At 64.6% G+C, this 24,050-nt stretch carries 27 protein-coding genes; 13 read left to right on the forward strand and 14 right to left on the reverse strand.

Translation table 11 applies throughout. The features are described from left to right. Entirely contained in the window at positions 1-987 is a 987-nt protein-coding gene (locus ACSQ12_RS21425) for an EamA family transporter (RefSeq protein WP_436067043.1), read from the reverse strand. A gap of 158 nt (positions 988-1,145) precedes the next feature. Here ACSQ12_RS21425 and ACSQ12_RS21430 point away from each other — a divergent pair, with 158 nt between their 5' ends. After that, complete coding sequence (locus ACSQ12_RS21430) at positions 1,146-1,688, forward strand: CGNR zinc finger domain-containing protein (RefSeq protein WP_436066845.1); 543 nt, start codon at positions 1,146-1,148, stop codon at positions 1,686-1,688. 61 nt (positions 1,689-1,749) lie between these two features. On the opposite strand, the gene ACSQ12_RS21435 is transcribed toward ACSQ12_RS21430, so the two are convergent. From ACSQ12_RS21435 to ACSQ12_RS21445, 3 genes are all read right to left on the reverse strand, one after another. Then, positions 1,750-2,112 (reverse strand): hypothetical protein, encoded by a 363-nt coding sequence (locus ACSQ12_RS21435; RefSeq protein ID WP_436066846.1) that lies wholly within the window; start codon positions 2,110-2,112, stop codon positions 1,750-1,752. An 82-nt stretch (positions 2,113-2,194) separates the two neighbouring features. Continuing rightward, on the reverse strand, positions 2,195-2,791 hold the full coding sequence (locus ACSQ12_RS21440) for a hypothetical protein (RefSeq protein WP_436066847.1): 597 nt from the start codon (positions 2,789-2,791) through the stop codon (positions 2,195-2,197). Next, on the reverse strand, positions 2,788-4,164 hold the full coding sequence (locus tag ACSQ12_RS21445) for an MATE family efflux transporter (RefSeq protein ID WP_436066848.1): 1,377 nt from the start codon (positions 4,162-4,164) through the stop codon (positions 2,788-2,790). The genes ACSQ12_RS21440 and ACSQ12_RS21445 overlap by 4 nt, the downstream gene beginning before the upstream one ends. A 149-nt stretch (positions 4,165-4,313) precedes the next feature. Here ACSQ12_RS21445 and ACSQ12_RS21450 point away from each other — a divergent pair, with 149 nt between their 5' ends. Beyond that, complete coding sequence (locus ACSQ12_RS21450; RefSeq protein ID WP_436066849.1) at positions 4,314-4,748, forward strand: DoxX family protein; 435 nt, start codon at positions 4,314-4,316, stop codon at positions 4,746-4,748. A gap of 113 nt (positions 4,749-4,861) precedes the next feature. Here the strand turns inward: ACSQ12_RS21450 and aztD are convergent, their stop codons facing one another. Continuing rightward, entirely contained in the window at positions 4,862-6,229 is a 1,368-nt protein-coding gene (aztD, locus tag ACSQ12_RS21455; RefSeq protein ID WP_436066850.1) for a zinc metallochaperone AztD, read from the reverse strand. A gap of 166 nt (positions 6,230-6,395) precedes the next feature. Here aztD and ACSQ12_RS21460 point away from each other — a divergent pair, with 166 nt between their 5' ends. Further along, a complete protein-coding gene (locus tag ACSQ12_RS21460; protein WP_436066851.1) occupies positions 6,396-7,382 on the forward strand; it encodes an acyl-CoA thioesterase in 987 nt (328 codons plus the stop codon). A 9-nt stretch (positions 7,383-7,391) separates the two neighbouring features. Here ACSQ12_RS21460 and dnaB read toward each other — a convergent pair whose 3' ends face one another. Further along, the gene (gene dnaB, locus ACSQ12_RS21465) at positions 7,392-8,774 is read right to left on the reverse strand and encodes a replicative DNA helicase (protein WP_209741854.1); all 1,383 of its coding nucleotides are present in this window, start codon (positions 8,772-8,774) and stop codon (positions 7,392-7,394) included. Positions 8,775-9,465: 691 nt separating this feature from the next. Here dnaB and ACSQ12_RS21470 point away from each other — a divergent pair. Together ACSQ12_RS21470 and ACSQ12_RS21475 are read left to right on the forward strand one after the other, a co-directional pair. Then, positions 9,466-9,933, forward strand: a complete 468-nt coding sequence (locus ACSQ12_RS21470) for a hypothetical protein (RefSeq protein ID WP_209741853.1) — start codon at positions 9,466-9,468, stop codon at positions 9,931-9,933. A 2-nt stretch (positions 9,934-9,935) separates the two neighbouring features. Continuing rightward, positions 9,936-10,517 (forward strand): hypothetical protein, encoded by a 582-nt coding sequence (locus tag ACSQ12_RS21475; protein WP_436066852.1) that lies wholly within the window; start codon positions 9,936-9,938, stop codon positions 10,515-10,517. Between the two features lie 17 nt (positions 10,518-10,534). Here ACSQ12_RS21475 and ACSQ12_RS21480 read toward each other — a convergent pair whose 3' ends face one another. Beyond that, complete coding sequence (locus ACSQ12_RS21480; RefSeq protein WP_209741851.1) at positions 10,535-10,918, reverse strand: zf-TFIIB domain-containing protein; 384 nt, start codon at positions 10,916-10,918, stop codon at positions 10,535-10,537. A gap of 70 nt (positions 10,919-10,988) precedes the next feature. Continuing rightward, the gene (locus tag ACSQ12_RS21485) at positions 10,989-11,615 is read right to left on the reverse strand and encodes an FMN reductase (RefSeq protein ID WP_436066853.1); all 627 of its coding nucleotides are present in this window, start codon (positions 11,613-11,615) and stop codon (positions 10,989-10,991) included. Between the two features lie 149 nt (positions 11,616-11,764). Between ACSQ12_RS21485 and ACSQ12_RS21490 the strand changes: the two genes are divergently transcribed. After that, complete coding sequence (locus tag ACSQ12_RS21490) at positions 11,765-12,187, forward strand: DUF1801 domain-containing protein (protein ID WP_209741849.1); 423 nt, start codon at positions 11,765-11,767, stop codon at positions 12,185-12,187. 140 nt (positions 12,188-12,327) lie between these two features. Here ACSQ12_RS21490 and rplI read toward each other — a convergent pair whose 3' ends face one another. From rplI to rpsF, 4 genes are all read right to left on the reverse strand, one after another. Next, a complete protein-coding gene (gene rplI / locus ACSQ12_RS21495) occupies positions 12,328-12,780 on the reverse strand; it encodes a 50S ribosomal protein L9 (protein ID WP_043479709.1) in 453 nt (150 codons plus the stop codon). Positions 12,781-12,797: 17 nt separating this feature from the next. Next, a complete protein-coding gene (rpsR, locus tag ACSQ12_RS21500) occupies positions 12,798-13,037 on the reverse strand; it encodes a 30S ribosomal protein S18 (protein WP_003800144.1) in 240 nt (79 codons plus the stop codon). A 126-nt stretch (positions 13,038-13,163) separates the two neighbouring features. Beyond that, a complete protein-coding gene (locus tag ACSQ12_RS21505; RefSeq protein ID WP_011693940.1) occupies positions 13,164-13,742 on the reverse strand; it encodes a single-stranded DNA-binding protein in 579 nt (192 codons plus the stop codon). A gap of 55 nt (positions 13,743-13,797) precedes the next feature. Continuing rightward, positions 13,798-14,103, reverse strand: coding sequence for a 30S ribosomal protein S6 (gene rpsF / locus ACSQ12_RS21510; RefSeq protein WP_011693941.1), 306 nt, complete (start codon positions 14,101-14,103; stop codon positions 13,798-13,800). A gap of 267 nt (positions 14,104-14,370) precedes the next feature. On the opposite strand from rpsF, the gene ACSQ12_RS21515 reads away from it, so the two are divergent. The 7 genes from ACSQ12_RS21515 (at position 14,371) to ACSQ12_RS21545 (ending at position 21,695) form a co-directional block, all read left to right on the forward strand. Beyond that, a complete protein-coding gene (locus ACSQ12_RS21515; RefSeq protein WP_436066854.1) occupies positions 14,371-15,039 on the forward strand; it encodes a DUF1345 domain-containing protein in 669 nt (222 codons plus the stop codon). 340 nt (positions 15,040-15,379) lie between these two features. Further along, positions 15,380-16,525: a glycosyltransferase gene (locus ACSQ12_RS21520; RefSeq protein WP_436066855.1), complete on the forward strand. Its 1,146-nt coding sequence runs from the start codon at positions 15,380-15,382 to the stop codon at positions 16,523-16,525. A gap of 79 nt (positions 16,526-16,604) precedes the next feature. Then, positions 16,605-17,954 carry a hypothetical protein gene (locus ACSQ12_RS21525; RefSeq protein ID WP_436066856.1) on the forward strand — a complete coding sequence of 450 codons (1,350 nt, stop codon included), beginning with the start codon at positions 16,605-16,607 and terminating at the stop codon, positions 17,952-17,954. Further along, complete coding sequence (locus ACSQ12_RS21530; RefSeq protein WP_436066857.1) at positions 17,951-18,823, forward strand: glycosyltransferase; 873 nt, start codon at positions 17,951-17,953, stop codon at positions 18,821-18,823. Before ACSQ12_RS21525 ends, ACSQ12_RS21530 begins: the two co-directional genes overlap by 4 nt. 108 nt (positions 18,824-18,931) lie before the next feature. Further along, positions 18,932-19,663, forward strand: coding sequence for a hypothetical protein (locus ACSQ12_RS21535; RefSeq protein WP_436066858.1), 732 nt, complete (start codon positions 18,932-18,934; stop codon positions 19,661-19,663). Between the two features lie 3 nt (positions 19,664-19,666). Then, positions 19,667-20,989, forward strand: a complete 1,323-nt coding sequence (locus tag ACSQ12_RS21540) for an O-antigen ligase family protein (RefSeq protein WP_436066859.1) — start codon at positions 19,667-19,669, stop codon at positions 20,987-20,989. Next, positions 20,982-21,695 (forward strand): hypothetical protein, encoded by a 714-nt coding sequence (locus ACSQ12_RS21545; protein WP_436066860.1) that lies wholly within the window; start codon positions 20,982-20,984, stop codon positions 21,693-21,695. Before ACSQ12_RS21540 ends, ACSQ12_RS21545 begins: the two co-directional genes overlap by 8 nt. A gap of 15 nt (positions 21,696-21,710) precedes the next feature. On the opposite strand, the gene ACSQ12_RS21550 is transcribed toward ACSQ12_RS21545, so the two are convergent. Continuing rightward, entirely contained in the window at positions 21,711-23,069 is a 1,359-nt protein-coding gene (locus ACSQ12_RS21550; protein ID WP_436066861.1) for a M18 family aminopeptidase, read from the reverse strand. A 48-nt stretch (positions 23,070-23,117) separates the two neighbouring features. Further along, a complete protein-coding gene (locus ACSQ12_RS21555; protein ID WP_436066862.1) occupies positions 23,118-24,032 on the reverse strand; it encodes an intradiol ring-cleavage dioxygenase in 915 nt (304 codons plus the stop codon). Positions 24,033-24,050: the final 18 nt, after the last annotated feature.

A 24,050-nucleotide genomic window follows, 5' to 3' on the forward strand; every position in this document is an offset into this window, starting at 1 on the left:
TTACGGGACGGGTTCGACATCGTTAGCGTGGTCCAGCGGCGCCGGCACCGGCGCTGCACCGGATCCGCCTGCGGAGGAAGTCCCTGCCCGCGGGCCACGGAGCTCGTCCACGCGGACCAGGACGACGCCGCCAACAATCAGCACACCGCCGAGGAGCTGGATGGGGCCGGGCAGTTCACCGAGCAGGAGCCACGCCCAGATGACGGCGAAGAGCACCTCGGTGAGCGACACGAACGATGCCACCTTTGAACCGAGCGCCCGCGCAGCCACAATCCCCGAAACGTAGGCGAGGACCGTGGCAAGGATGATCAAGCCGCCCAGCGACACCCACCACGGGGTAACCCACGGCCCCAGTTTGGTGTCCGCCGTGCTGAACGCCATGGGTAGAAGTCCGGTGGCAGCTGCCAGCCACATCACCACGGCGCCCACCATCAGGCCGCCGGATGCCAGGACGATCGGCGGGAGGGTGTCGTTCTCCCTGGCAGTGATGAAGAAGTAGATCGCCAGGCAGACGGCTGCGGCGATTCCCCACAGGACACCGACGACGTCGATCTTCACCGCACCGGTAAGGTCCAGCACCAGGATCAGTCCGCCCAGCGAAAGCAGCGTTCCCGCAATGGTGAGCGGGCGCGGGCGCCGCCGGCTCGCGGCCCACAGCCAGAGGACGATGATCACCGGAGCCAGGTACTCCAGCAGCAGGGCAACGCCCACGGAAAGGCGCTCGACGGCGTTGAAGTAGAACAGCTGGCAGGCCGCGACCCCGATGAGCCCGAACAGCAGGATGGTCAACCAGTTGTCCCTCAGCTGGCTCCAGCGGCCGCGCAAAGCGGGCACGGCCGGGATCGCGAGGATGAGGGCTGCTCCGGTCAGGCGTGCGGTCACGGCAGCACCCGGAGTCCATCCGGTTTCAAGCAGGGCCTTGGCAAAAGATCCTGAAAGGCCGAAGACGGCTGAAGAAAACAGCGCAACGCCGAGCCCGGACGCCAGGAAGCCGGAAGCCGGCCGGCGGGCGGCGTCCGGCCGGGAAGCGGCGGCCTTGACGGACGCTTCGTCGCGTTTGCTTACGGCAGGCACGGCTGCCTCCTGTCAGGAGTAAAGTGGGGTAATGGTCATGACATTACGCCCGGTCCCTGTAAGGAGTCAAGATGGTTTTTGCCCCTGACACTGAAGTTGCGCTTCGCACCGTTGTGGGACTGATCAACAGCGCGGCAAACGGCGAAGAACATCTCGCCACGATCGCGGACCTGGACCGCTTCCTCCTGGCCGAAGGCTTCTCCGGCGCGAGGTCACGTGACGCGGCTGAACTGGCCAGCGTCCATAAGTTGCGGAGCCAACTCACCGAGCTGTGGACCATGGATGAGGACGCGGCCGTCGCGACGGTGAACCGCATACTCCGCGAAGCCAATGCCCTTCCGCAGCTGATCAAGCACGATGAATGGGACTGGCACCTGCACGCCACTACCCGCGAGGCACCGCTGGCGGACCGGATGGGCACCGAGGCCGCCATGGCGCTAGCGGACGTAATCCGCAGCAAGGAGATGGACCGGATGCTGGTGTGCGCCGCTGAGGATTGCGACGCCGTAGTGCTGGACCTCAGCCGGAACAGGTCCAAGCGCTATTGCGATACCGGAAATTGCGCCAACCGGGCGCACGTGGCCGCCTACCGCGCACGGAAAGCCGCGCCCTAGGGACGCGTGGCGGAAGGACCGCCGCTGGAGGGAACCGGTGCCGGGGAAGCCCCGGGAGAATCTAGCGGGGGTCGGCGCCGGGGGCGGCATCCGGCGCACCGGGAGCCTGCGCGTCCGGGCGAGCGGAATAGCCGCCATGGCCGGAGGACTTCCTGGAACTCAGGTTGACGCCGGACCCCTTACCCAGGTGGTCGGCATTGTCCTTGTAGCTCATGGAAAGCATCGCCGCGATGACCAGGGTCACGATGAATGCGATCCCTGCACCCGTGAAGGCGAGATCGAAACGAGGGGACCGGGCGCTGCCGCCGGAGGCGAAGATCAGCACGGCAAAGAAGGCCAGGACAGCCCAGAATGCGGAGAACATGAGGGGTCCCTTGACCGAGGTCCGCAGATTGCGCGGTTCTCCTGGTTTCTGCTGTGCCAAGGTGTTTCCTCCCGTGCAGCACGGCCTGCGCCCTGCCGCTTAAGTCAAGCGATTGTTCTACGCGAAGTAGAACCGTTCCCTACTAGTTTACGGCCTCGCTGGAAACAGACCGCGCATCGTGCCGCAGGGTCAGGGCCGCCAGGATCCAGAGAACGCCCGAAATGATCGCTCCGCCACCCGCCACTCCCAGCAGGGCATGCGCTCCAAGGCTGATGAAGAACGGCAGGGCCGCGGCTGTCCCCAGCCCGATCACGCCGGAGGCAAGCCAGTCGCGCGCCAGGACACTGCGTCCGCGGTAGAGGAAACCAAGGCAGAGTTCCGCAGCTCCCAGGAGGCCCAGGCCCAGCGCCGCCAGGACACCGAACACCAGTTCGCTGCCCAGGAACGCCACGGCCACACCGGCACCGGTGAGTGCTGCCCCGGCAGCTGCCATGATCTTGCCGGCCGGCTGCTTGGCCGCCAGGCCAAACTTCCCGATTCCGCGGATCAGTATTACACCGGTCGCCAGAAGGTAAAGCCCGCCGGCCCAGCCCATTTCGGAGGCCGACGGCGATGCCCAGAAGACGGTCAGTGCACCGAAGGCAAGGGCAAGCAGGGCCCTGGTGAGCACCGGCTTCCACAGGTCCGCGGCGGGAGCGGTCAGGGCAGCGGGATCGGAAGGAGTTGAGGGGAGGGTCACGGGTCCAGTTTAGTGCGCAGCGGATTCGACCCAAGAACCATCCACTTGTCAGTCCTTGCCCGCAGGCCCAGCGTTACCGCCCGCGCAGACATGTAACCCAGTGAAAAGGCCACCCACAGCCAGGCTAGCCCGGCGGCGCCGTCGACATGGGCGAGCCTGACGGCTGCCAGCAGCGGCAGGTACACCGCGAGGTTCACGACGCCGGCAATCGCCAGGTACTTCGCATCGCCGGCGCCGATGAGGACACCGTCCAGCACAAAAACATAGCCCGCAACCGGCTGTCCGGCGGCGAGCACCCACAGGGCGAGCATCAGTGCGGACTGGACGCCGGCGTCGGACGTGAACAACGCCCCGGCCCACGGGGCCGCAACGGCCAGCAGCACTCCCGTGATCACCCCGAACCACGCACCCCAGCGGATCATGGTCCGGGTCAGGTCCCGCACCGTGGCCGGGTTCGCCGCCCCCAATTCCTTGCCGATCAGGGCCTGGGCGGCAATGGCCAGGGCATCCAGGGCGAAGGCCAGGAAGGTGAAGATGGTCATGGCCAACTGGTGCGCAGCCAGGTTTACCGGGCCCTGCGCCGTGACCACCAGCACGGTCGCGAGGATCGCGATCCTCAGGCTGAGCGTCCGAAGCATGAGCCAGGACCCCACTTTGGTCATGGCACGCACGCCCCGCCAGTCCGGACGGAGTGAAACCCCGTGATCACACGCATTCCGCCGGACGATCGCCAGGTACACCAGGGCCATGGCCCACTGGGCAATGCTGGTGCCCACGGCGGAACCTGTCACGGACCAGCCCAGGCCGTAAACCAACGCCAGGTTGAGGAGGACGTTCAGGGTGAAACCGGCAGAGGCCACAGCCAAGGGGGTCCGGGTGTCCTGGAGGCCACGCAGCACGCCGGTCCCTGCGAAAATCAGCAGCATGGCCACGAGTCCGGGCATGGACCAGCGGAGATAGTCCACGGCGAACCGGCGGACGTCGCCCGTCGCGCCCATCAGGTCGACGAGCATCTCGGCACCGGCGAACCCTGCCGCCGCCAGCACCAGGCCCAGGACAAGCGCCAGCCAGACGCCGTCCCGTCCTGCCGCGAGGGCCTTGGGAAGCTTGCCCTCGCCGATGGCCCGGGCAACTGCAGGAGTGGTGGAGTATGCCAGGAACACCATGAGGCCCACGGCCGTGTGCAGCACTGCCGAAGCCAGCCCCACCCCCGCGAGCTGTGACACGCCGAGGTGGCCCACTATGGCCGAGTCCGCCAACAGGAAGAGCGGTTCCGCGATGAGGGCGCCGAATGCCGGCACGGCGAGGCGGAGGATTTCCCGGCCGTTTCGGCTGACAGGAACAGTCCGGGCGGTGGCACGTGAGTCTGGCACGGAGCCAGCCTAGCTGGAGAGACCTGTCACATGTCGACCACATTAGTTGACTCTTCAACCAATCAGCTGGCAGGGTTAAGAATTGAAGCTTCAACCGCGTCCAGACGGGCGCCCGGCAATGCCCCCGACCTCGAAATGGTGAAATTCCCATGAACCAGTCCACACTGACAACCACAGCACTTACTATCCTGCGCGTCATAGCGGGCTTCCTGTTCGCAGCCCACGGCTGGCAGAAGTTCAACGAATGGACCATCGCCGGCACCCAGGCTTCGTTCGCCAAGATGGGCGTGCCCGCCGCTGAGCTGGCAGCCCCTGCCGTGGCCACGCTCGAGCTTGCGGGTGGAATCGCCCTGATCCTGGGCGTACTGACGCGCGTCTTCGCAGCCCTTCTCGCCGTGGACATGCTTGGCGCCCTGTTCCTGGTGCACGCCTCCGCCGGCGTCTTTGCCGCAACGGGCGGTTATGAACTCGTACTGCTGCTTGCAGCCGGAGCCTTGGCTATTGCACTGACCGGCGCCGGCAAGCTGGCCGTCGACCGGGCACTGTTCGGCCGCAGCAACTCGAAGCTCCGCGTCCTCGCGTAAGGCGGGAAGCAGCCCAAAAACCATCCCCGCACGACGCCGGGCCAGCCACGCAAGCGGCAGGCCCGGCGTCGCTGTCTGCGAACCGTAAGAGGCAGTCCCCCGCGGGGGGAATACTAACCGGATACGCCTGTCAGCTCGTTGGGCACGTGCGCGAGTTCCGCCGATTTGGCTACCTTCCCCGAGGAAAGGTCCACGGCATGGATCGCGCTGCTTGCAGGCTCCGTGATGTAGGCGGTGGAGCCCTGCACAAACAGCGTGGGGCGCGGGTCCTGCCAGGTTTCCGATTCCTCCCAGGCATCAACTACGGGGATGGTGGACGTGATGCTTCCGGTCAACGGGTCAATGACGCGCAGGGCACCGTCGGTTCCCAGGACCAGGGCCTCGCCCGCGGGACCCCTGCCCAGCGAGCGGAACGAATAACTCGTGCCGAGTTCCACCAGCCGGAGGGCGCCCGTCTCCGTATTGACGAGCGAGACGCGCGTAGGCCGTTCCAGCGCGGCATCCTTATCCACCTTGTAGTCACCCAGGACTACCGGCGACTTGGGGGAACCCGCCTGGTTTCCCATCCGCCCGTAGGCGTCGGGGCTGGCCACTTTGGAAATCCTTCCGTCCCGGTAGATCAGCATTCCGTCTTCGCAGCCCACCACGACGGCGTCCGGCCCGGCAACCGCTTCGCCGTGCACGCCGGGGCAGTCCTCGTTGCGTACCAGTTCGGCCCGGTCCTGGCCCGCTCCCGCTGCCAGCACGGCAACCCCCCGCCTCGACTCCTCGTCACCGAGCGTGACGAGGAGTTTGCCCGCCTCAAGCGGCACCGCTACGCCATGATGGGCTTCCGGGGTCGCGTAGACATCGCTGTCCGGAAGGACACCCGCACCCTCCGCCAGTCCCGCCGGGTCGAAGAGCTCCACCTTTCCGGAACCGTCACTGAAGAGGGCGGTCCTGCCGGAGTGGAAGACGGCGTGGCCGGACTTGCTGGCTTCGAACGAGGCAGCCGTGAGTGATGGCTCAACGGCGTAGGAATGCCCATGATCACCATGCTTCTCAGTCCACACGCCCGCATCGAACACCCTGAACGCATTTCCCGTGGACACCAGGACGTGCCGGCCGTCGCCCGCGGGGTTCAACCGGTTGAAGCCCGCAAGCTCCGCCTCCCCCACGACCTCCAGTGAGGTGGCGTCGAGCACCGTGATGCCGCCGGAATGGGTCAGTACCAGCCTTGGCGCGGGGCCCTGGACCTCCCGGCTTGCACTGGACGACCCGACGGACTCCCCGGCGGATGACGCGCCGCCTCCCGCCTGCGCGCCGTCACCGCTCCGCCCCGGATCCGCGGCGCAAGCGCTCAGGACGAGCGTGGCAACAGCAAGTCCGGCTGCTCCCGGCAAGCCGATCGGGGAAACCCGCGGACCGGACCGCCGCGCCGGGCGAAGCGAGGGAAGCGAGGGTTTGGAGTGGCGGCGAATGACGCTATGTGGGCTCTTCATAAACTAAATGATAGTCATTCTCATTAGACTGGCAAATCCGACAGTCGCTTCCGGGTCCACCCACCAGTCCCGCGTGGCGCGCCGCCCCCGCCGCATGTGGCGGGTTCTGCGGCGTTTGTGTCATTCGGACCCGCCGGTATGCCGGGGTCATCAGTAAACTCTCAGCATGAGCGAGACTGCCGCCAATTCAGTGACCCTCCGCTTTCTGGCGGCCCCCATGGACGTCGGCCACAGCGGCTCGGTGGACGCCGGGACGGTACTGGAATGGGTGGACAAGGCGGCCTATGCCGCGGCAGTTGGCTGGGCCAAGTCGTACTGCGTAACGGCCTACGTGGGCAACATCCACTTTGCCGACCCGGTCAACAGCGGGGACATGGTGGAAGTCACCGCCACGATCGTCTATACCGGGCGGTCCTCCATGCATATCCGCACGGTGGTGTCCTCTGGCGATCCCAAAGGCGGGGCGGCCACAATGCGCAGCCAGTGCATGGTGATATTTGTGGCCGTGGGCCCGGACGGTAAACCGGTCCCCGTCCCGCAGTTCGAACCTTCCACTCCGGAGGAGACCGAGCAGCGCGACCACGCCCTGGCGCGGATCAAGGTCCGCGAGGACATCGTCCAGGCCATGAATGCGCAGGAGTACACGGACGCCGGCACGGCGGAACGGGTGGTCCTTCGATTCATGGCCGCCCCGACGGATGTGAACTGGGGCGGCAAGGTGCACGGCGGCATCGTCATGAAGTGGATCGACGAGGCCGCCTATGTTTGCGCGTCCCGGTATTGCGGCAAAGACACCGTGGCGGTATTTTCCGGCGGGGTGCGTTTCTACCGGCCGCTGCTGATTGGCCACGTCGTGGAAGTGGAGGCGCGCCTTGTGTACACCGGCACCAAGGGAATGCACATTGCCGTGCACGTCCGGTCCGGAGATCCCAAAGGCCGGGAGATGAACCTGACCACGTACTGCCTGACCGTCATGGTGGCCAGGGACGCGGCCGGGAATTCGGTGCCGATTCCGCCTTGGGTGCCGGTCTCGGAGGAGGACAAGCGCCTGCACGCCCACGCCCGGGAACTGCTGGAAATCCGTGGCCGGGCGCCGGGGAACCGGCTGCCCAACCACCTGCTCTCCGCTGGCGGGGTGCAGGAAGGCGAATAGTCGCGCTGGCTAGAAGCCGCCGCCGCCTGCGTCCGCCGCCATGTTGGCGAACCGCGAGTAATGCCCCTGGAAGGCCACCACAATGTCCTTCGTAGGGCCGTTACGGTGCTTGGCAATGAGGATGTCCGCTTCGCCGGCACGCGGCGATTCCTTGTCGTAGACGTCCTCGCGGTGGAGCAGGATGACCATGTCGGCGTCCTGCTCGATGGAACCTGATTCGCGGAGGTCCGAGACCATGGGCCGTTTGTCCTGGCGCTGTTCGGAGCCACGGTTCAACTGTGACAGGGCAATCACGGGCACCTGGAGCTCCTTGGCCAGCAGCTTCAGCGCACGGGAGAACTCCGAAACTTCCTGCTGGCGCGATTCCACTTTCTTGCCGGAGCTCATGAGCTGCAGGTAGTCCAGGATGACCAGCTTCAGATCGTGCTGCTGCTTGAGCCGGCGGCATTTGGCCCGGATTTCCATGAGCGACATGTTGGGGCTGTCATCGATGAACAGCGGCGCATCATTCATCCGGCCCATGGTGGTGGCGATCTTGGACCATTGTTCGTCCTTGATGGTGCCCTTGCGGAGGTCCTGGAGGCCTATGGTGGCCTCCGCGGAAAGGAGGCGCATGGCGATTTCGTTCCGGCCCATTTCCAAGGAGAACATCACGGTGGCGAGGTTGTTCTTGATGGCCGCGGACCGGGCAAAGTCCAGGGCGAACGTGGACTTACCGACGGCCGGGCGGGCGGCGATGACGATCATCTGCCCCGGGTGCAGGCCGTGTGTGAGCTCGTCCAGTTCGTAGAAGCCCGTGGGCACGCCCGTCATGCCTTCGTCGCGGTGGCCCGAAGCTTCGATCTCGTCCACCGTGGATTCCATGACGTCCTTGAGGACAACGTAGTCCTCAGCCGTCCGTCGTTCGGCCACGGCGTAAATCTCGGCCTGGGCCTGGTTGACGAGGTCTTCCACTTCACCGTCCGAGCCGTAACCCAGCTGGACGATCTTGGTGCCGGCATTGACCAGCCGCCGCAGGACGGCACGTTCGGCAACGATCTCCGCATAGTATCCGGCGTTGGCGGCTGTGGGTACGGTCTGGATGAGTTCGTGCAGGTAGGCGGGTCCGCCGATCCGGTTGATCTCTCCGCGCTTGGTCAGCTCATCAGACACCGTCACGGCGTCGGCAGGCTCGCCGCGGCCGTAGAGGTCAATGACGGCCTCGTAGATTGTCTCGTGGGCGGGGCGGTAGAAGTCCTGGCCCCGCAGGATCTCAACGACGTCGGCGATTGCGTCCTTGGACAGCATCATCCCGCCGAGAACTGATTGCTCGGCGGGGATGTCCTGGGGCGGTTTGCGGTTGCCTTCGGAACTCCGGGTGCCCTCGATTGAGTCCAGGTGCGTAACTGACAAAGCTGCCGTCCTCCGTTGTGTACCGCGGCGCATCTCTCATTGCCGTCGGTGCTGTGTTGCGATCTGCCATTGGGCTGTCGTGGCGCAGAGGAAGCCCGCTGCGCGGCAGGACAAGTACTACCACCCGGCACTGACAGTCCTCCTGCGCGGGACTGGGCCCGCGCCCGCTGTTCCGGCCGCAACCCGGTTATCCCCAATTTGCGGAGGTTATCCACAATTGGGGGTCCGAGTGGGCGTCAGGATCGCCTGCAATATGCTCTTGCGGACTCCCGAAACCAAGTACTAGTGCCCCAAAAACAGGTATCCCGCTACGTTAGTACCCCTTCTCCCGGGCACCAAGCCCACATACATGCACACCTGTGGATAAGTTGTGGACTACCGGCCGCTGCTTGTGCACAGCCTGTGTGGCAACCTGTGGAAACCAAGAAACTTTGGGCCCCAATATGGCTCTGACCTGCGAAAACGTTGAAAATGGCCTGTGGACGAAAGATTCTTTTAAGGAACGTTCATCCACAGCTTGCAGGTTCCCATTGGGGATACCGGCCGGTAACTCAGGGACAAGTGACGGAGAATATACCCGTCCTGTGATTTAGGCCGCTCCGGGGGGATCGAATTGACGCTTTCCTCGAAGGGCTGTATGCGCAACCGAGAATATGCTGTGGATAACAGCGAACTGGCATAAGCTCTATTCATGGGCGATGTATTGATAGTTATGCTGCCTGCCCTCATCCTTGTGGCAGTGATCTGGGCGGTTTCCACGGCACTGAAACCCCGGGACACGGGCATCTCGGACGCGGAGCGCTATCAGCTGGAACTGGCCATACGGTCGCAGGCCCACTATGCCGCCCAGGTGCAGGCAGCCACAGCCGCACGGGCACGGGTTGATGCCGCCACCCGGCCAAGCCAGAACGAGCAACAGCAGTCGCAGCAGGCAGACCACGCACGGGCGGCCTTGCGCGCCCAGGCCGGGTCCAGCCCCGGTGTTGGAATGCACGGCTACCAGGGACCGGTCCTCCCCGGCGGCCAATTGAACCCGCAGTTCGCCCTCCAGCTGCAGTCCCTGGCCCGCAACGGCCAGAAACTGCAAGCCATCAAGATGCTGCGGCAGGCAACGCACTCAGATCTCCTGACCGCAAAAAATTATGTAGATCGGCTTTAGCAATGGAATCGCTAGTGATCCCCGTCCTGATCCTGCTCATCGTGGGGGCCGCCGTCCTGCTGGTGGCCCGTGCCGTAGGACGCCGCACCGCCGGCGCAACGGGTGCCGCCGCCAAGACAAGCCGCGGCACGCCGTCCGGTGATCCCGTGGAAACGGCCAAGGCCGCAGCAGCCAAACTCACCGAAGACCAGCACCGGCGCCTGTACGCCCTGATCGCCCAAGGCCAGGCCATGGCGGCCATCAAGCTCTACTACGAAGCCTCAGGTGAGGGCCTACGGGCCTCCCGCGACGCCGTCGGCGCCCTGGCCGCCCACCCGCAGCCGTTCCGCTCAGCGGCCCCTAAGGTGCCGGAGCATGACGACGACGATGCCCCCGAGCGTTTCCCGTACCGCTACCGCGCGATCGCCAGTAAGGGCGATGTCACGCGGGAGGTCAGCAGCAACATGCTGAATGACGAGATCTACGGCCGCATCCGCACGCTGGCCAGGAGCGGTGACACCGAGGCAGCGGCAACGGCGCTGACCCGGCACTCGGACATTTCCATGAAACAGGCCAGGGAGTTCATTGCGCTGCTCGACGACTGAGCATCCAGCCTGACCACTCAGAAATCGAAGAGCTCGCCGAGCCAGCCTTCCTTCTTCTTGGGCCGCCGTCGGTCGTCGTAGCGGCGGTCGTCATGGCGGGGCTGATCGTATCGGGGCCGGTCCCGGCGGTCGTCATAGCGACGATCATCCGGCCGCCGGTCATCCCGGCGGGGGTCAAGGGTGTTGTAAAGCGGCGGCGGAACAAGTCCGGGAACGGGAGGGGCGGCCGGCGGCACGGGTGCGGCCGGCGTCCCCGGACCCATCAGCTCGGCGGCGCGGTCGATGATCTTGTCGAGCTCGCCGCGGTCAAGCCACACGCCCCGGCACTGCGGACAGTAATCGATCTCCACTCCGCTGCGCTCACTCATTACCAGGTCTACTGAATCCACAGGGCATTTCATGTCCCGCACAACGAGCGGACCCCCGGAAAAGTTCGGAGCAGGCCCGGGCCGGGCGCCCGGCGGCTGGTGCCTAGCGGCCGTTCGAGATGCCGGCCAGGAGCTGTTCAAACGGCAGGGAACCGGCGGCATCCGGCCTCCGCCGCGGCCGCGAGGCTGTGACAAGCTCCGTAAACTCTTCCGCTGCCCTGTCGATCCGCACCGAAAGGGGCGAGCCGCCGTCGTCCGCGTTTCCCCAGTCCTGGGGCCCGGCGTAGACGCCGGTGGCAGCCGTGCGGGTCCGCAGGTAGCTGAACAAGGGCCGCATGGCATAGTCCAGAACCATCTGGTGGCGGTCGGTGCCGCCGGTTGCCCCAAGGAGGACGGCCTTGCCCTCCAGCGCCTTGGGGTCCAGGACATCGAAGAACGACTTGAACAGGCCGCTGTAGGAGGCGCTGAACACCGGCGTGACGGCGATGATGCCGTCGGAGTCCTCCACGCCGGCAATCACTTCGGCCAGCCGCGGTGGCGCGTAGCCGGTGACGAAGTTGTTGGCAATGTCCACGGCCAGATCACGGAGTTCCACCACATCGATGGACACCTCGTAGCCGGCGGCCCTGAGCCTGCGTTGGGCCGCGGCTGCGAGTTGATCGGCCAGCAGCCTGCTCGACGACGGTACGCCCAGTCCGGCGCTGAGGACGGTTATGCGGCGGGTTTCCACGGTTTACTCCTGAGGTCAACGGTAAATCAAGATTACATGCGTTTGCATCTATCGAGTCAACCTGTCCGCTCCCGTGTTTATTCCACGGCAACGGAACACTGCCGGCGAACCCTGCTGACAAGCGCAGCGGAGTCTGCCAGACTGCCGTCATGGTTGAAAACAAGACGCAGGCAACCGACGCTTCCGTGGAGGACTTCCTTGACGGCGTGGAGAATCCCGCCCGGCAGCGGGACGGCCTGCGGCTCCTGGCCCTCATGAAGGAACACACCGGCGAAACACCCGTGATGTGGGGCCCCGGCATCGTGGGGTTTGGCAGCTACCACTACCGGTATGAGAGCGGCCGCGAGGGGGACACGGTGGCCGTCGGCTTCTCCCCGCGGAAGGGGAGCCTCTCCCTCTATGGCCTGACCTACGCGCCCGAAGCCGCGGAGCTTCTGCCGCGCCTTGGCAAGCACAAGGTCGGCGCAGGGTGCCTCTACATCAACAAACTCGAGGACGTAGATGAAGGCGTGCTGGCCGAACTCATCCGGGCGGGGCACCGGCACTCCACCACCGTGATGCACCAGGAGTAGCCCCCGGCCGCAGCAGGCCCTTTGAACAGCCGGGAATTAAAGAACAAAGGCCCCCTCCTTCGGTTCCAAAAAAGGGAATCCGAGGCGGGGGCCTTCAGCAGTTCAGGACTGCGTAGCGCTCTGGCGGTTGGCCGGAGGGACTACTTGCCTGCGACTACGTCGAGTTCGATCACAGCGGCAACGTCGTCGTGCAGACGGACGTTGGCCTGGTAGGAACCGGTCGACTTGATGTGAGCCGGCAGTTCAACCTTGCGCTTGTCGATGCGGCCGAGGCCGGCGGCCTCAACAGCGTCGGCCACGTCGCCCTGCTTGACGGTGCCGAACAGGCGTCCGGTCTCGCCAGCCTTGACAACGAGCTTGACCGGCTTGGCCTGCAGTGCAGCGGCCTGCTTCTGAGCGTCTTCCAGGGAAGCGTGCTCGCGGGCAGCGCGGGCAGCCTTGATGGACTCAACCTGCTTCTCGCCACCCTTGGACCAGGTCAGTGCGAAACCGCGGGGCAGCAGGAAGTTACGTGCGTAACCGTCCTTGACCTCGACAACATCGCCAGCAGCACCGAGACCGGTTACTTCGTGGGTCAGAATGAGCTTTGCCATTTTAGTTAATCCCTTCCTTAGCCGCGGCCAGCGCCGGAGTAAGGCAGCAGAGCAACTTCGCGGGCGTTCTTGATTGCCTGGGCGATTTTGCGCTGTTCCTGCACCGTGACGCCAGTGACGCGACGGGCGCGGATCTTTCCGCGGTCGGAGATGAACTTGCGCAGCAATGCTACGTCCTTGTAGTCGATGACGGTGATGTCAGCGGCCTTCAAGGGGTTGGACTTTGGTTTGGGCTTACGGAGTTCAGCCTTAGCCATCGTGGAGCTCCTATTCTATGGAGCCCGTGGATATTGATCCACGGGATGGTGGTGGTTCGACGGCGGCACTCACCCGGGAGCCGTAAGGCATCCCGGCGGGTTCCGGCGCCGGACCTGAATTATTGGTTAGAAGGGAGGTTCGGAATCCGGGCCGTTGCCCCAGCCGCCGCCTGCATTGCTGACACCGGGCGTTGCCCAAGGGTCTTCCTGCGCTGCTGCGGGCTGGTTGCCGCCCCAGTTTCCTCCGGTATTGCCACCCTGGCTTGCACCCTGGCCGCCACCGAACCCACCGCCGCTGTTGCCGCCGCCGAAGCCACCCTGGCCACCCTGACCGCCGGAGCGCTGGGTGCGGTTGACCTTGGCGTTGGCGTAGCGCAGGCTCGGGCCGATTTCATCGACTTCGAGCTCGATAACGGTGCGCTTTTCGCCTTCTTTGGTTTCGTAGGAACGGCTCTTCAAACGTCCGGAAACGATAACCCGCATACCCTTCGTGAGGGATTCTGCGACGTTTTCGGCTGCTTCACGCCAGACGGACGCGCGGAGGAACAGGGTTTCCCCGTCCTTCCACTCGTTTGACTGGCGATCGAAGGTGCGGGGCGTAGAAGCGATGGTGAAATTCGCTACTGCCGAACCTGACGGTGTGAACCTCAGTTCGGGGTCATTGGTGAGATTACCGATGACCGTAATAGTGGTTTCGCCTGCCATCTACTGCCTCCTTGTTCGTTCCTGCGGGGTAAAGATTGAATGCACGATGCTGAAATTACTCAGCAACGACCTTCTGCTCTTCGGGGCGGGTGATCTTGGTGCGCATGATGGTCTCGTTGAGACTCAGCTGGCGGTCAAGTTCCTTGGCGGTGTCCGGCTTGGCGGTGAAGTTCACCACGGCGTAGATACCTTCAGACTTCTTCTTGATTTCGTAAGCCAGTCGACGACGGCCCCAGATGTCAACCTTTTCGATGGTTCCACCATCGTTGGTGATGACGTTCAGGAACTTCTGAAGCGACGGCTCAACGGTACGCTCTTCGACCTCGGGGTCGATGATTACCATCAATTCGTAAGGACGCATATGTGAACCCACCTCCTTTGGGCTAAGCGGTTACGGCATTTCCGTAACAGGAGGTTCATTTGCGGTGCCGTGCGCATCCGTTCCCCAAAACGGAGGCAGGACGCAGCACAGACTTCAATATCTTAGTGCATTTAGGCCGGTTTCGGCGATTCGTGACCGCTTCAGGCTAGTCCCGGGTCCGTGCCGGGCGGAATCGCTCCGGGCCCCTATGTGGAAAAACGAACCGGAACCGGGCGCAGCCTGTTTGTTTGGCTAGAGTATCGACACATGGACACCAGCCCGCTGCCCGCCAGGGTGAAACGAAGCCGGCTGCGGTTTCTTGCCATGGTTATGACCGGGCTGGCGACCGCTGCGGCCACCGGACTGTCCGGATATTGGGTGGAGGCGCCGGCCGTCGGCTGGGGCAGCGCCGCACTGGTCTACGTGGCCTGGGTCTGGCTTGTAGTGGGACGCCTCGACCCCGCAGGGACCCGCGCCCACGCGACGTCTGAGGACCCGTCCCGCAGTACCACCGACCTGCTCATCCTGGTGGCCAACGTCGCCAGCCTGGCCGCAGTTGCCGCGGTGGTGGTGGACTCGCACAGGTCCGACGGCGGATCGCGACTGAGCGGCGGCCTCCTGGCCCTGGCGTGCGTCGCGTTGTCGTGGATCCTGGTGCAGACCCTTTTCACCCTGCGCTACGCCGAGCTGTACTACAGTCCCGGGAAGCGCGGCGGATCGGACGCGGGCGGCATAGATTTCAACCAGGACCGGCCTCCGCAGTACACGGACTTCGCCTACCTGGCCACGAGCCTGGGCATGACATACCAGGTGTCCGACACCAATCTGCAGAACCACCTCATCAGGGCCGAAGCGCTTAAACACAGCCTGCTGTCCTATCTCTTCGGCACCGTCATCCTGGCCACCACCATCAACCTGGTGATCGGGCTCGCGTAAGAACCGGCCTGTTGCACGGGCGCCCTGCGGAGACGTGGTGCGAGTGGTGGAGCCCTTCACCCAAGTGGTGGATTCTCTAGTGCCGGGTAGAACCGGTCGTTATATTTACCTCAGTTCATCACCACCGGTCCATGCATCCTCCGGCGTAAGCCCGCTGGGCGCAGGATCGCGGTGCGTGGGGCATCGCCGGTGAGAGGACTGCAGCTGGGCCATGGCCAACGGCAAAATGCCTGCGGCAATGGATTGGGAACACAGAAGGCACGGTCTCTTTCTGACAGAGGAAGGCAACCGCATGCTTCAAACCGGCAGACTTGACTGCAAGCAAGGGCAGCAGGTTTTCGTGTACATCCCCGGAAGCCGCTGGGAGAACGTTCAGGGAACCGACCACCGGCTGGCGGCAGCCCTGGCGCGTCAGGTAGCGGTGCTGTGGGTCGATCCGCCGCTCCCGGTTCACCTGGCGTTCCGGCACGGGATGAATGCACTGCGCGTCCGCAACGAACTGAGCAACGTCGCACCCGGCATCACCCGTCTACGTTCATTTTCCATCCCCGGCTTCACCCGGCCGGGCCTTGCCGCCATTGCCAAGGGCGTACTGGGGCATGCCATCAGGTCTGCTCTTCGGGCCATGAAGGCCAGCCCCGTCGCCGTGATGGTCTCATCGCCCACGTCCGGCTTCCCCACCCGGGTGGCGGGCCGGAAGATCCTTTTTGTTACCGACGACTGGGTGGCCGGAGCGCCATTGATGGGCCTGTCGGGTCCACTGGTGCGCCGTACGCTGCGCCGGAACCTCCGCGAGGCGAACATCGCCGCGGCCGTGTCCCCGCATCTGGCCGAAAGCCTGGAGGTGAGCTTCCCTGCCCGCCCGGCCTCCGTCGTCGTCCTGCCAAACGGCTGTGATCCCGGGAAGGAAACCCCGCGTCGCGTCGATCGCTCCGACAACGCCGCCCTGGTGGGCCAGCTGAACGAAAGGCTGGATATGGATCTGTTGGAAGCGGTTAATGATGCGGGGGTCCCGTTGCTGGTCATCGGTCCCCGAACCGAACGCGACCCGGAAACCGGCCGGCGCCTGGACCTCTTCCTGGCTTCCGGGAACGTCACTTGGCTAGGTGAGCTGCCGGCCGCGGAGCTGGGGCAGCACCTGGCGGCAGCGGGGGTGGGCCTGACTCCCTACGCGGACACCGCCTTTAACCGGGCGAGCTTCCCCCTCAAGACTTTGGACTACCTTGCCGCCGGCGTCCCGGTTGTCGCCACCGACCTGCCGGCCGTCCGGTGGTTGAACACGGAACTGGTGACCATTGGCAGCGGCCGTGACGAGTTCGCAAAGCGCGTACAGCAGGCATTGGCCGGCCCGCACGATCCCCTGGCGGAAGAACGGCGCCGTCACTTTGCGGGACTCCACACCTGGGAGGCAAGGGCCAACCAGCTCCTTGAATTGGTGGGACCCGCACGTCCAGGCAGGAGGCAAAGCGGCGTACTGCGGCAATGACGGTTGATCGGAGTGACAAGCGATGAACGGAACCAGAGCAACTCGGGCAACAAAGTCCCGGGAGCGGAGGGAACAAGGCATGCGCGGAATCAGAACAACAGGAAAATGGAAGGGCTTCCAGCGGAGGGCGAATGGCAGCGGCCGGGCCGTGAAGGCCTTGCTGACTTCAACAGCCCTGCTATCAGCTGTGGGGCTCCTCGTCACGGCATGCACGGCGCCCGAGGATCGCTCCCGGATCGAGGCAGCACCTGTGGTGGCCGTTCAAGACCTGCCCAAGGTCCCGTGGGAAGGCGGCCCTGACTACTGGAAGAACTTCACCAAGGCCGACGGCGCCGGCTGGGATGATCCGAGCTTCTTTCCGATAGCCATCTGGTACAACGGGATCAGCAGCGACGCCGAAGTCCAGTACGACAAAGACCATGGCATCAACACCTACATGGGGATGTCAGACACCACTCCCTACTCACTATTCGAGGCCAACGGCGTCTATTGGATCGGCGGAAAACTGAATGCTACGTTCACGGAGCAGAGCCGCAACTGGGTTGGCTCTTTCCTGGACGATGAGGTGGACGGGCGGTTCACTCCGGAAGCCGGGCGGCAGCACCTGAAGGCGCTGGCTGACGGTTCACCCCAAGGGTTCTTCAAGTACGCGAATTTCACCCAAATGGTAATCAGCCATTACATGGCCGCACCGGACGCCCAGCAATTCGTGAACAATTACACCGACGCCGTCTCGCTCGACATGTACTGGTACACGATTCCGTACTGCGGCCTGCGCCCATACACAAACGCCCATATTGTGCCGGTGTCCGAAGAAAACTGCCGCACTGCTTCCAGCTACGGGAAAACAATGAACGCCCTCCGGATCCAGGATGCCGCGGATGGAAAGCTCCAGCCATTGTGGCAGTTCGTGGAAAACCTCAACGGCGGTCCGGGGGAAGGCCCGTTTGTGGCAAACATTTCGGCGGGCCAACTGCAGGGAGCCGTCATGAATTCAGTCATTAATGAGGCCCGCGGGATCGTGTACTTCAATCAAAGCCTGAGCGGTCCCTGCGGCGGCGGAAGCGTGCTCCGGCTCTCCCAGGTAATGACCGGCTTCTGCGGGGCCGAACAGATGGAGGCCGTCAAAACCGTGAATTCCCGAATCCGGGAACTCGCGCCGGTGATAAATACGCAGTCCTATGACTTTTCACTGGGAAATCAATTGGATACCATGCTGAAAATCCGCGACGGTTACGCGTATATTTTCTCCATGGTGGACGGAAGTTCCACGCCGGGCAAGAGGAATTTCAAGCTTCCCGACGGCATCAAGACGAACCAGGCCGAAGTCCTATTCGAAAACCGCACCGTCCCGGTTGACGCTGCGGGGTCTTTTGCTGACACATTCGAATCGGAATACACCTACCACATTTACAAGGTGAAGCTGTGAGCGCGCCAGCCGACCACGTTCTGCTCACAAGGTTCAACCTCCCGTCGAGGGGCGCCGAGAGCAGGATAAGGGCCAAGGACGGATGGCTGAAGACCCGCCTGGGGCTCTTCGAAAGCTACTGCCTGCCTTCAGTCCGGGGCCAGTCGAACCAGAACTTCCATTGGATCATCTATTTCGACCCGCAAAGCCCCGCATGGCTCAGGGAACGCATTGCAGAGCTCAACCAGGACGCGCTCTTCACGCCGATTTTTCGCGCCGAAGTCAGCAGCGCGGAGCTGCTGCAAGACCTGCATGCCGTCACCGGGGCCAGGCACAACGACCTCCTCACCACAAACCTGGACAACGATGACGGACTCGCCAGCGACTTCGTGGAGCACCTCCAGGCGGCCGGCGATAGTGGTACCCGCACCGCGATCTACCTCGTCAATGGCCTCATCCGCTGCGGCAGCGGACTTTACCTGAGAACAGACCGGGCGAACGCCTTCTGCTCAGTCAGGGAAGACTGGGCGGGGGCCCGCACCTGCTGGTCCGACTGGCACAATCTCCTCGGACGCTCCATGAGCGTCAAGGAACTGGCCGGCGATCCGGCCTGGCTCCAATTAGTCCACGATTCGAACGTCAGCAACAGAATTCGCGGCAGGCGGGTTTCTCCAGAACCGTACCGCGATGCCTTCGGAGGGTTGCTGGACGGTGTGTCGGATCTCAGCGCCATCGAGGAGTTGAAGGATCTGGCGGTGGGAAGGCCCCGGCGGTTCGTCAAGGAAACCGGCCGTTTGTTGGTGAAGAAGATCGCCTTGAACATCCTGGGCAAAGAGGGCCTGGACCAACTCAAGTCGGGCTGGGCGCTCCGCCCGGTGCATCGAAGATAAGGGGAGCTGCGATGAGAGGCTGCGAAGCGCTCCAAGGACTACTGAGGCGGGGGATATTCTGTGTTCTTACGTGATTTATATGCCAGCGCAAGGCGTCGTTGGTACTTTGTGCTCGCCGGACTGCTGATTACGGCGGGAATGTCCTTCTGGGTGTTCCGTGTGGCGCCGGTGACCTACGAGGCGACCGCAAATGTGGCCCTCATACCCCCGCCAACAGCCGTTATATCGGGAGACAACCCGTTCTTGTACATGGGTGGCCTTGACCAGGCCATGGGGGTGCTCACGGTCAAGCTGAATTCGGACTCCGTACGCGGTCCGATTGAGGACGCCTACCCGGGCGCGGAATATTCCGCCGAGCGTGACGCCACAACCAGCGGCCCTATCGTGCGGGTGAAGGTCGCGGGAGACTCCTCCGCAACAACCTTGGAGGTCCTGAACCGCGTGCTGGATGCCATGCCTGTGACCATGACCTCCCTCCAGGACGAGCTGTCCCTGCCGCAGGCATCCCGCATCTCCTTGCTGACCCTCGGTGTGGACAAGGACACGACACTCGTGGGTGAGGCCCGGACCCGGTCCCTGCTGGTGGTTGCTGCGATCGGTTTGGCGGGCACGCTGCTGCTGACGGGGCTGGCAGACAAGAAACTGATCAAGCGGCGCGGAAAGAAGCATGTTGGGGCGGCCGCCCTGCCCCCGGATGACTTTCCCGTTGAGGAGACGGGACTGTCGCGACGGAACCGTGCGGACCGCATGCCTATGCCTTCCGGATCATATTCCGGTGCCAGTCCGTCGGCCGAGCCTTTACCCGAGCCGTACGTGCCCGTTGCCGATCTGCGACGGTAATGCATGTTCACCAACAGCGGCCCCCGGCAGCAGGTAGTTCTTCCAGGCCTGGGGCGAAAACCGCCCGGACCGGATGCGGCCACCGTCCTGGCGGTCTACCTGTTCCTCCTTTTGGCTATCCCGTCCAACAGGAGCGTGGCGGCACTCGGCGGTGCGGGCGCACCGGCAGCCCTCTTCGCGCTCGTCGCGTTGCTGTGGTGGTGCTGGTATCACGTTCAACGCCCGACGCCGTCGCTCGCCCGGGACTCCCAGCCAATCCGGATCGCCTTGCTGGTCTTTGTGGTGGCAGCCCTTGCCAGTTACTCTGCCGGCGCGGCACGGGCACTCCCACCGGCTGAGGTCAACGCACTGAATCTCGGACTGCTCCGGGTTGCAGCCTTCGCCGGAATACTGCTGCTGGCAACGGACGGAATCCCCAACCGGGAACGGCTGATTAAACTGCTGCGCTGGCTCTGCTTTCTGGGGGGAATGTTTGCGGCCCTGGGCCTGCTTCAGTTTTTCACCGGTCAGTCATTCGTCGAGAAACTCAGCATCCCGGGCCTGTCCGTTTCCGACTTCGGCGCCCTCCAGGACCGCGGGGGCTTCAACAGGTCGATCGCCACGGCCCGCAACCCGCTGGAGTACGCCTTCGTACTGGCCATGATCCTTCCCCTCGCTTTGACGTTGGCCCTGTACGACACCGAATCCCGTCTTCTGTTCCGCTGGTTCCCCGTCGGAACCATCACTGTGGCTGCGCTTTTGTCCGTATCCAGGTCAGCGATCATCGGCGTTCTGGTGGCCGTTATCGTTCTCCTGCCTTCGTGGAGTCCCGCTGTGCGGCGGCGGGCGGGCCTGACAGCGGTGGCGCTGGTTGGCGTTGTCTGGATGATGGTGCCCGGCATGGTGGGCACCATCAAGGGTCTTTTTGGCGGCCAGGACCCGAGCCTGAAATCACGGACGGACAGCTACGACGTCGTCTCCAGCTTCGTTGAAATGAATCCGCTCCTGGGGCGCGGTTTTGGGACGTTCCTGCCGGACTACCGCATTCTCGACAACCAGTACCTGGTCACACTCATCGACATGGGCATCCTCGGGCTGATCGCCCTGTGCGCCGTTCCCGCAGTAGGGTTTGTCGTCGTCATCAGGGCGCGCCGCCACTATGCAGAGCCGCTTCTGGCCAACCTCGGCCCGGCGCTGGCAGCTTCCCTGGCGGCCGGTGCCGTGCTCACCGGGTTCTTCGATGCATTGTCCTTTCCCCAGGCCGCGGGGATGTTGTTCTTTGTGGCCGGACTGTGCGGGGCCTACTGGCGGATGAAGGACTCGCAGGGAACGGAGCGTTATGCCTAGCCCCGGACCCCAGCACCGGCTGCGCATGCACGCCGTCCTTCGGCGCTGGTATGTAGTCCTGGCCGTGATGGCTCTGATGGTTCCGGCCGTTTTGCAGGCCGCCGGGGCCACCGGCGTGTACTGGAGCAAGGTCGATGTGGTGTTCTACCCTCCGAGCGGCGCGGCAGCGGGAAATCCCCTGCGGGCCGATTCGCAGGCCACCATCCACTACGCCGCGATGGTGGAGCGGCTGGTGAACGGAGAGCGCGGCGACGCCGAACCCGGAACTACCAGTGCCGATCTGTACGGCACCGGCCTACGGAACGGCTACTCCGTCTACGTTCCCAGTTCCGGCGGCCAGTGGCAGAACTCGTTCGACCGCTCGGCCATCACCGTGGAAGTGGTGGCAGAGACGAAGGACGACGTGAGCAGGGTCCTCACGGGGATCGTGGACAGGATTGAAGCAACGGCAGCGGAACGGCAGGAAGCCATGGGCGTGATTCCGCGGTCCTTCATCACCACGAGCCTTTCGCCCGGCACTCCGGAAATCAGCTACCAGGCGGCCAAGCCCGTTTACGCCGCCAGTGCGCTGGCTGTACTCGCCGTGGGGCTGTCCCTGGCCGCGGCCGGTTTTGTGGACCGGCTGACGCTGCGTGCCGCAGGCCGGCGGGCCCACCTCCGCGACTCTGCCCCCACAGCCAGGGACCGCACCGCAGTCCGCTCGTGAGCCCGGTACCCCCGCCTAGGCAGCCGTTCGGAAGAACAGCTCGGTCACCAGGGCCAGCCGGAAGGGGTCTTCGACGCCGCAGAGTTCACGGGCGGAGTGCATGGACAGCAGCGGCACACCTACGTCCACGGTCCTGATACCCAGCCGCGTCGCCGTCAGCGGCCCGATCGTGGACCCGCACGGCATCACGTTGTTCGAGACGAACTCCTGGTACGGGACCCCCGCATCGGCGCACAGCCGCGCCCAGAAGGCGGCACCCGGGCCGTCTGTCGCGTAGCGCTGGTTGGCGTTGATCTTGAGCAACGGGCCGCCGTTGAGCACCGGCCGGTTGACCGGGTCATGGCGCTCTGCGTAGTTCGGGTGCACCGCGTGGCCGGCGTCGGCCGACACGCAGAACGACGCCGCCAGGGCCTGCCGGCGCTGGCTGGCCGACGCCCCGAGGCCGTCCGAGATGCGCACCAATACGTCTTCGAGGAGCGGTCCGCAGGCCCCCGACCGCGAATTGGAACCGATCTCCTCGTGGTCGAACGCCGCCAGTACCGCGACGGGGCCCCCGTCCTCCTGGTCTCCGGCCTCGGCATGTGCGATGAGCGCGGCCAGGCCGGCATGGGTGGCGGACAGGTTGTCCAGCCGTCCGGAGGCAAAGAACTCACCCTTGGCCCCGAAAACCGCGGCCGGTTGCGTGTCTGCCACAACGACGTCGTACCCGCCGATCTGTGCCGGATCCACCGGCGCGGAGCCGGGAGCCGCTGCGGTGGCCCGTTCGGCCAGCAGCGCGAGGAGGTCCTCGGCTCCCGGGTCGCCGAGCCCAAAGACGGGGTTCATGTGCTGTTGCTTGTCCAGCGCCAGGCCCTCATTGACCGCGCGGTCCAGGTGGATGGCGAGCTGCGGGAACCTCAGCAGCGGACCGGTGGCGGTCAGGCGCTGTGTACCGTCCAGCATCACCAGCCGGCCGGCCAGCTGCAGTTCCCGGTCCAGCCAGGAATTGAGCAGGGGGCCGCCGTAGACCTCCACTCCGGCCTGCAGCCAGCCGAATCTTCCCGTGGTGGGCTTGGGCTTGAGTTTGAACGACGGCGAATCGGTGTGCGCCCCGAGGATGTTGAAGCCGGTGGTCGGTCCGGCATTCTTCGGAGTCACCCATGCGATCAGGGCGCCGTCGCGGACCACATAGAACCGTCCCGCCCCACCGCCATTCGCCCCACCGCCATTCGCCCCACCGCCGGTCGGCCATGCCGCCAGTTCGTCCAGGCCGGTGAAGCCCGCCCGGTCCAGCCGGCTCGCGGCTTCCTGTACTGCGTGAAAGCTCGACGGCGAGGCGCTGACGTACGCGCCGAGGTCCTGGATGTGGTGTGCGGCAGTGGCGTGGGAAGGCATGGCTCCGAGTCTAGCCGGGACCCGGCGGCCCGCGCCTGAGGCCTTGTCCTAGACCGTGACGTTGAGTCCTGCCGAGTAGCCGGCGGCCGCTGAACCGGACATGGTGGCCAACTGGTGGATGCCGCCATCGTCGCCAAACACGTTGTCCGAGGTGAGCGTGGTGTTCGGAAAATTCCGGGCACTGGACTCATATCCTGCCGTTGCGTAGACCTCGTTGCATGCTGCCTCCGTCATGGCGATCTGGGAGACCGCCAGCACCTGGCCGGCCGCCGTGGCATTGCTCATGGACTCGAAGACTTCGAAGTGGATGTGCGGCCAGCGGCCGTTGTAGGCACCGGGGTAGATGGTGGTGAAAGAGACCTGCCCGTTGGCATCCGCTTCCTGGACACCGCGAAGGAAGTTCTCATTTTCAAGTCCGGCGTCGTACATCGAGTATTTGCCGTCCCGGTCGCAGTGCCAGGCGTAGACGGCGGCCCCGGCAAGGGGTTTGCAGCCGCTGGCGTTGTCCAGGAGAGTCAAGGTGACCGTCAGCGGGATGCCTTCGGCCTTGGTGGTGGAGGTCCCGAAGCTGGCGGTGATGTCCTGCCGGACCACACCGGACGCCTCCAGGACGTTGGGGCCATTGGAACCGTCTCCGGGATAGGGCCCCGCTGTCTCCTGCGGAATTTCCACGCCGCATTCAGCGATGGCACGGGTCAGCGTGGGCGACGCGGAGGGTGTAGCGGACGCAGACGCTGAGGGAGTCGGCGTGGTGGTTGCGGAACTGCTGGCGGCCGCCGTCGTGCTCGCCGTTCCGGAAGCGGACCCGCCGCCGGGAGTGCAGGCTGCCAAGGCGGCTGCCGCTGTGCCGGCACCGAAAAAGAGACCCAGGGAACGCCGGCTCATCAGGGTGGAGAGGTCGAATTCAAGGCCGCGGTCGTGGTCGGGATGGGGTTCGCGGGAAGGTTGCGGTGACGTTGTCATGGACACATCAAACGCTGA

It is taken from the genome of Arthrobacter sp. LjRoot14, from assembly GCF_964253905.1.
GTDB lineage: Bacteria > Actinomycetota > Actinomycetes > Actinomycetales > Micrococcaceae > Arthrobacter.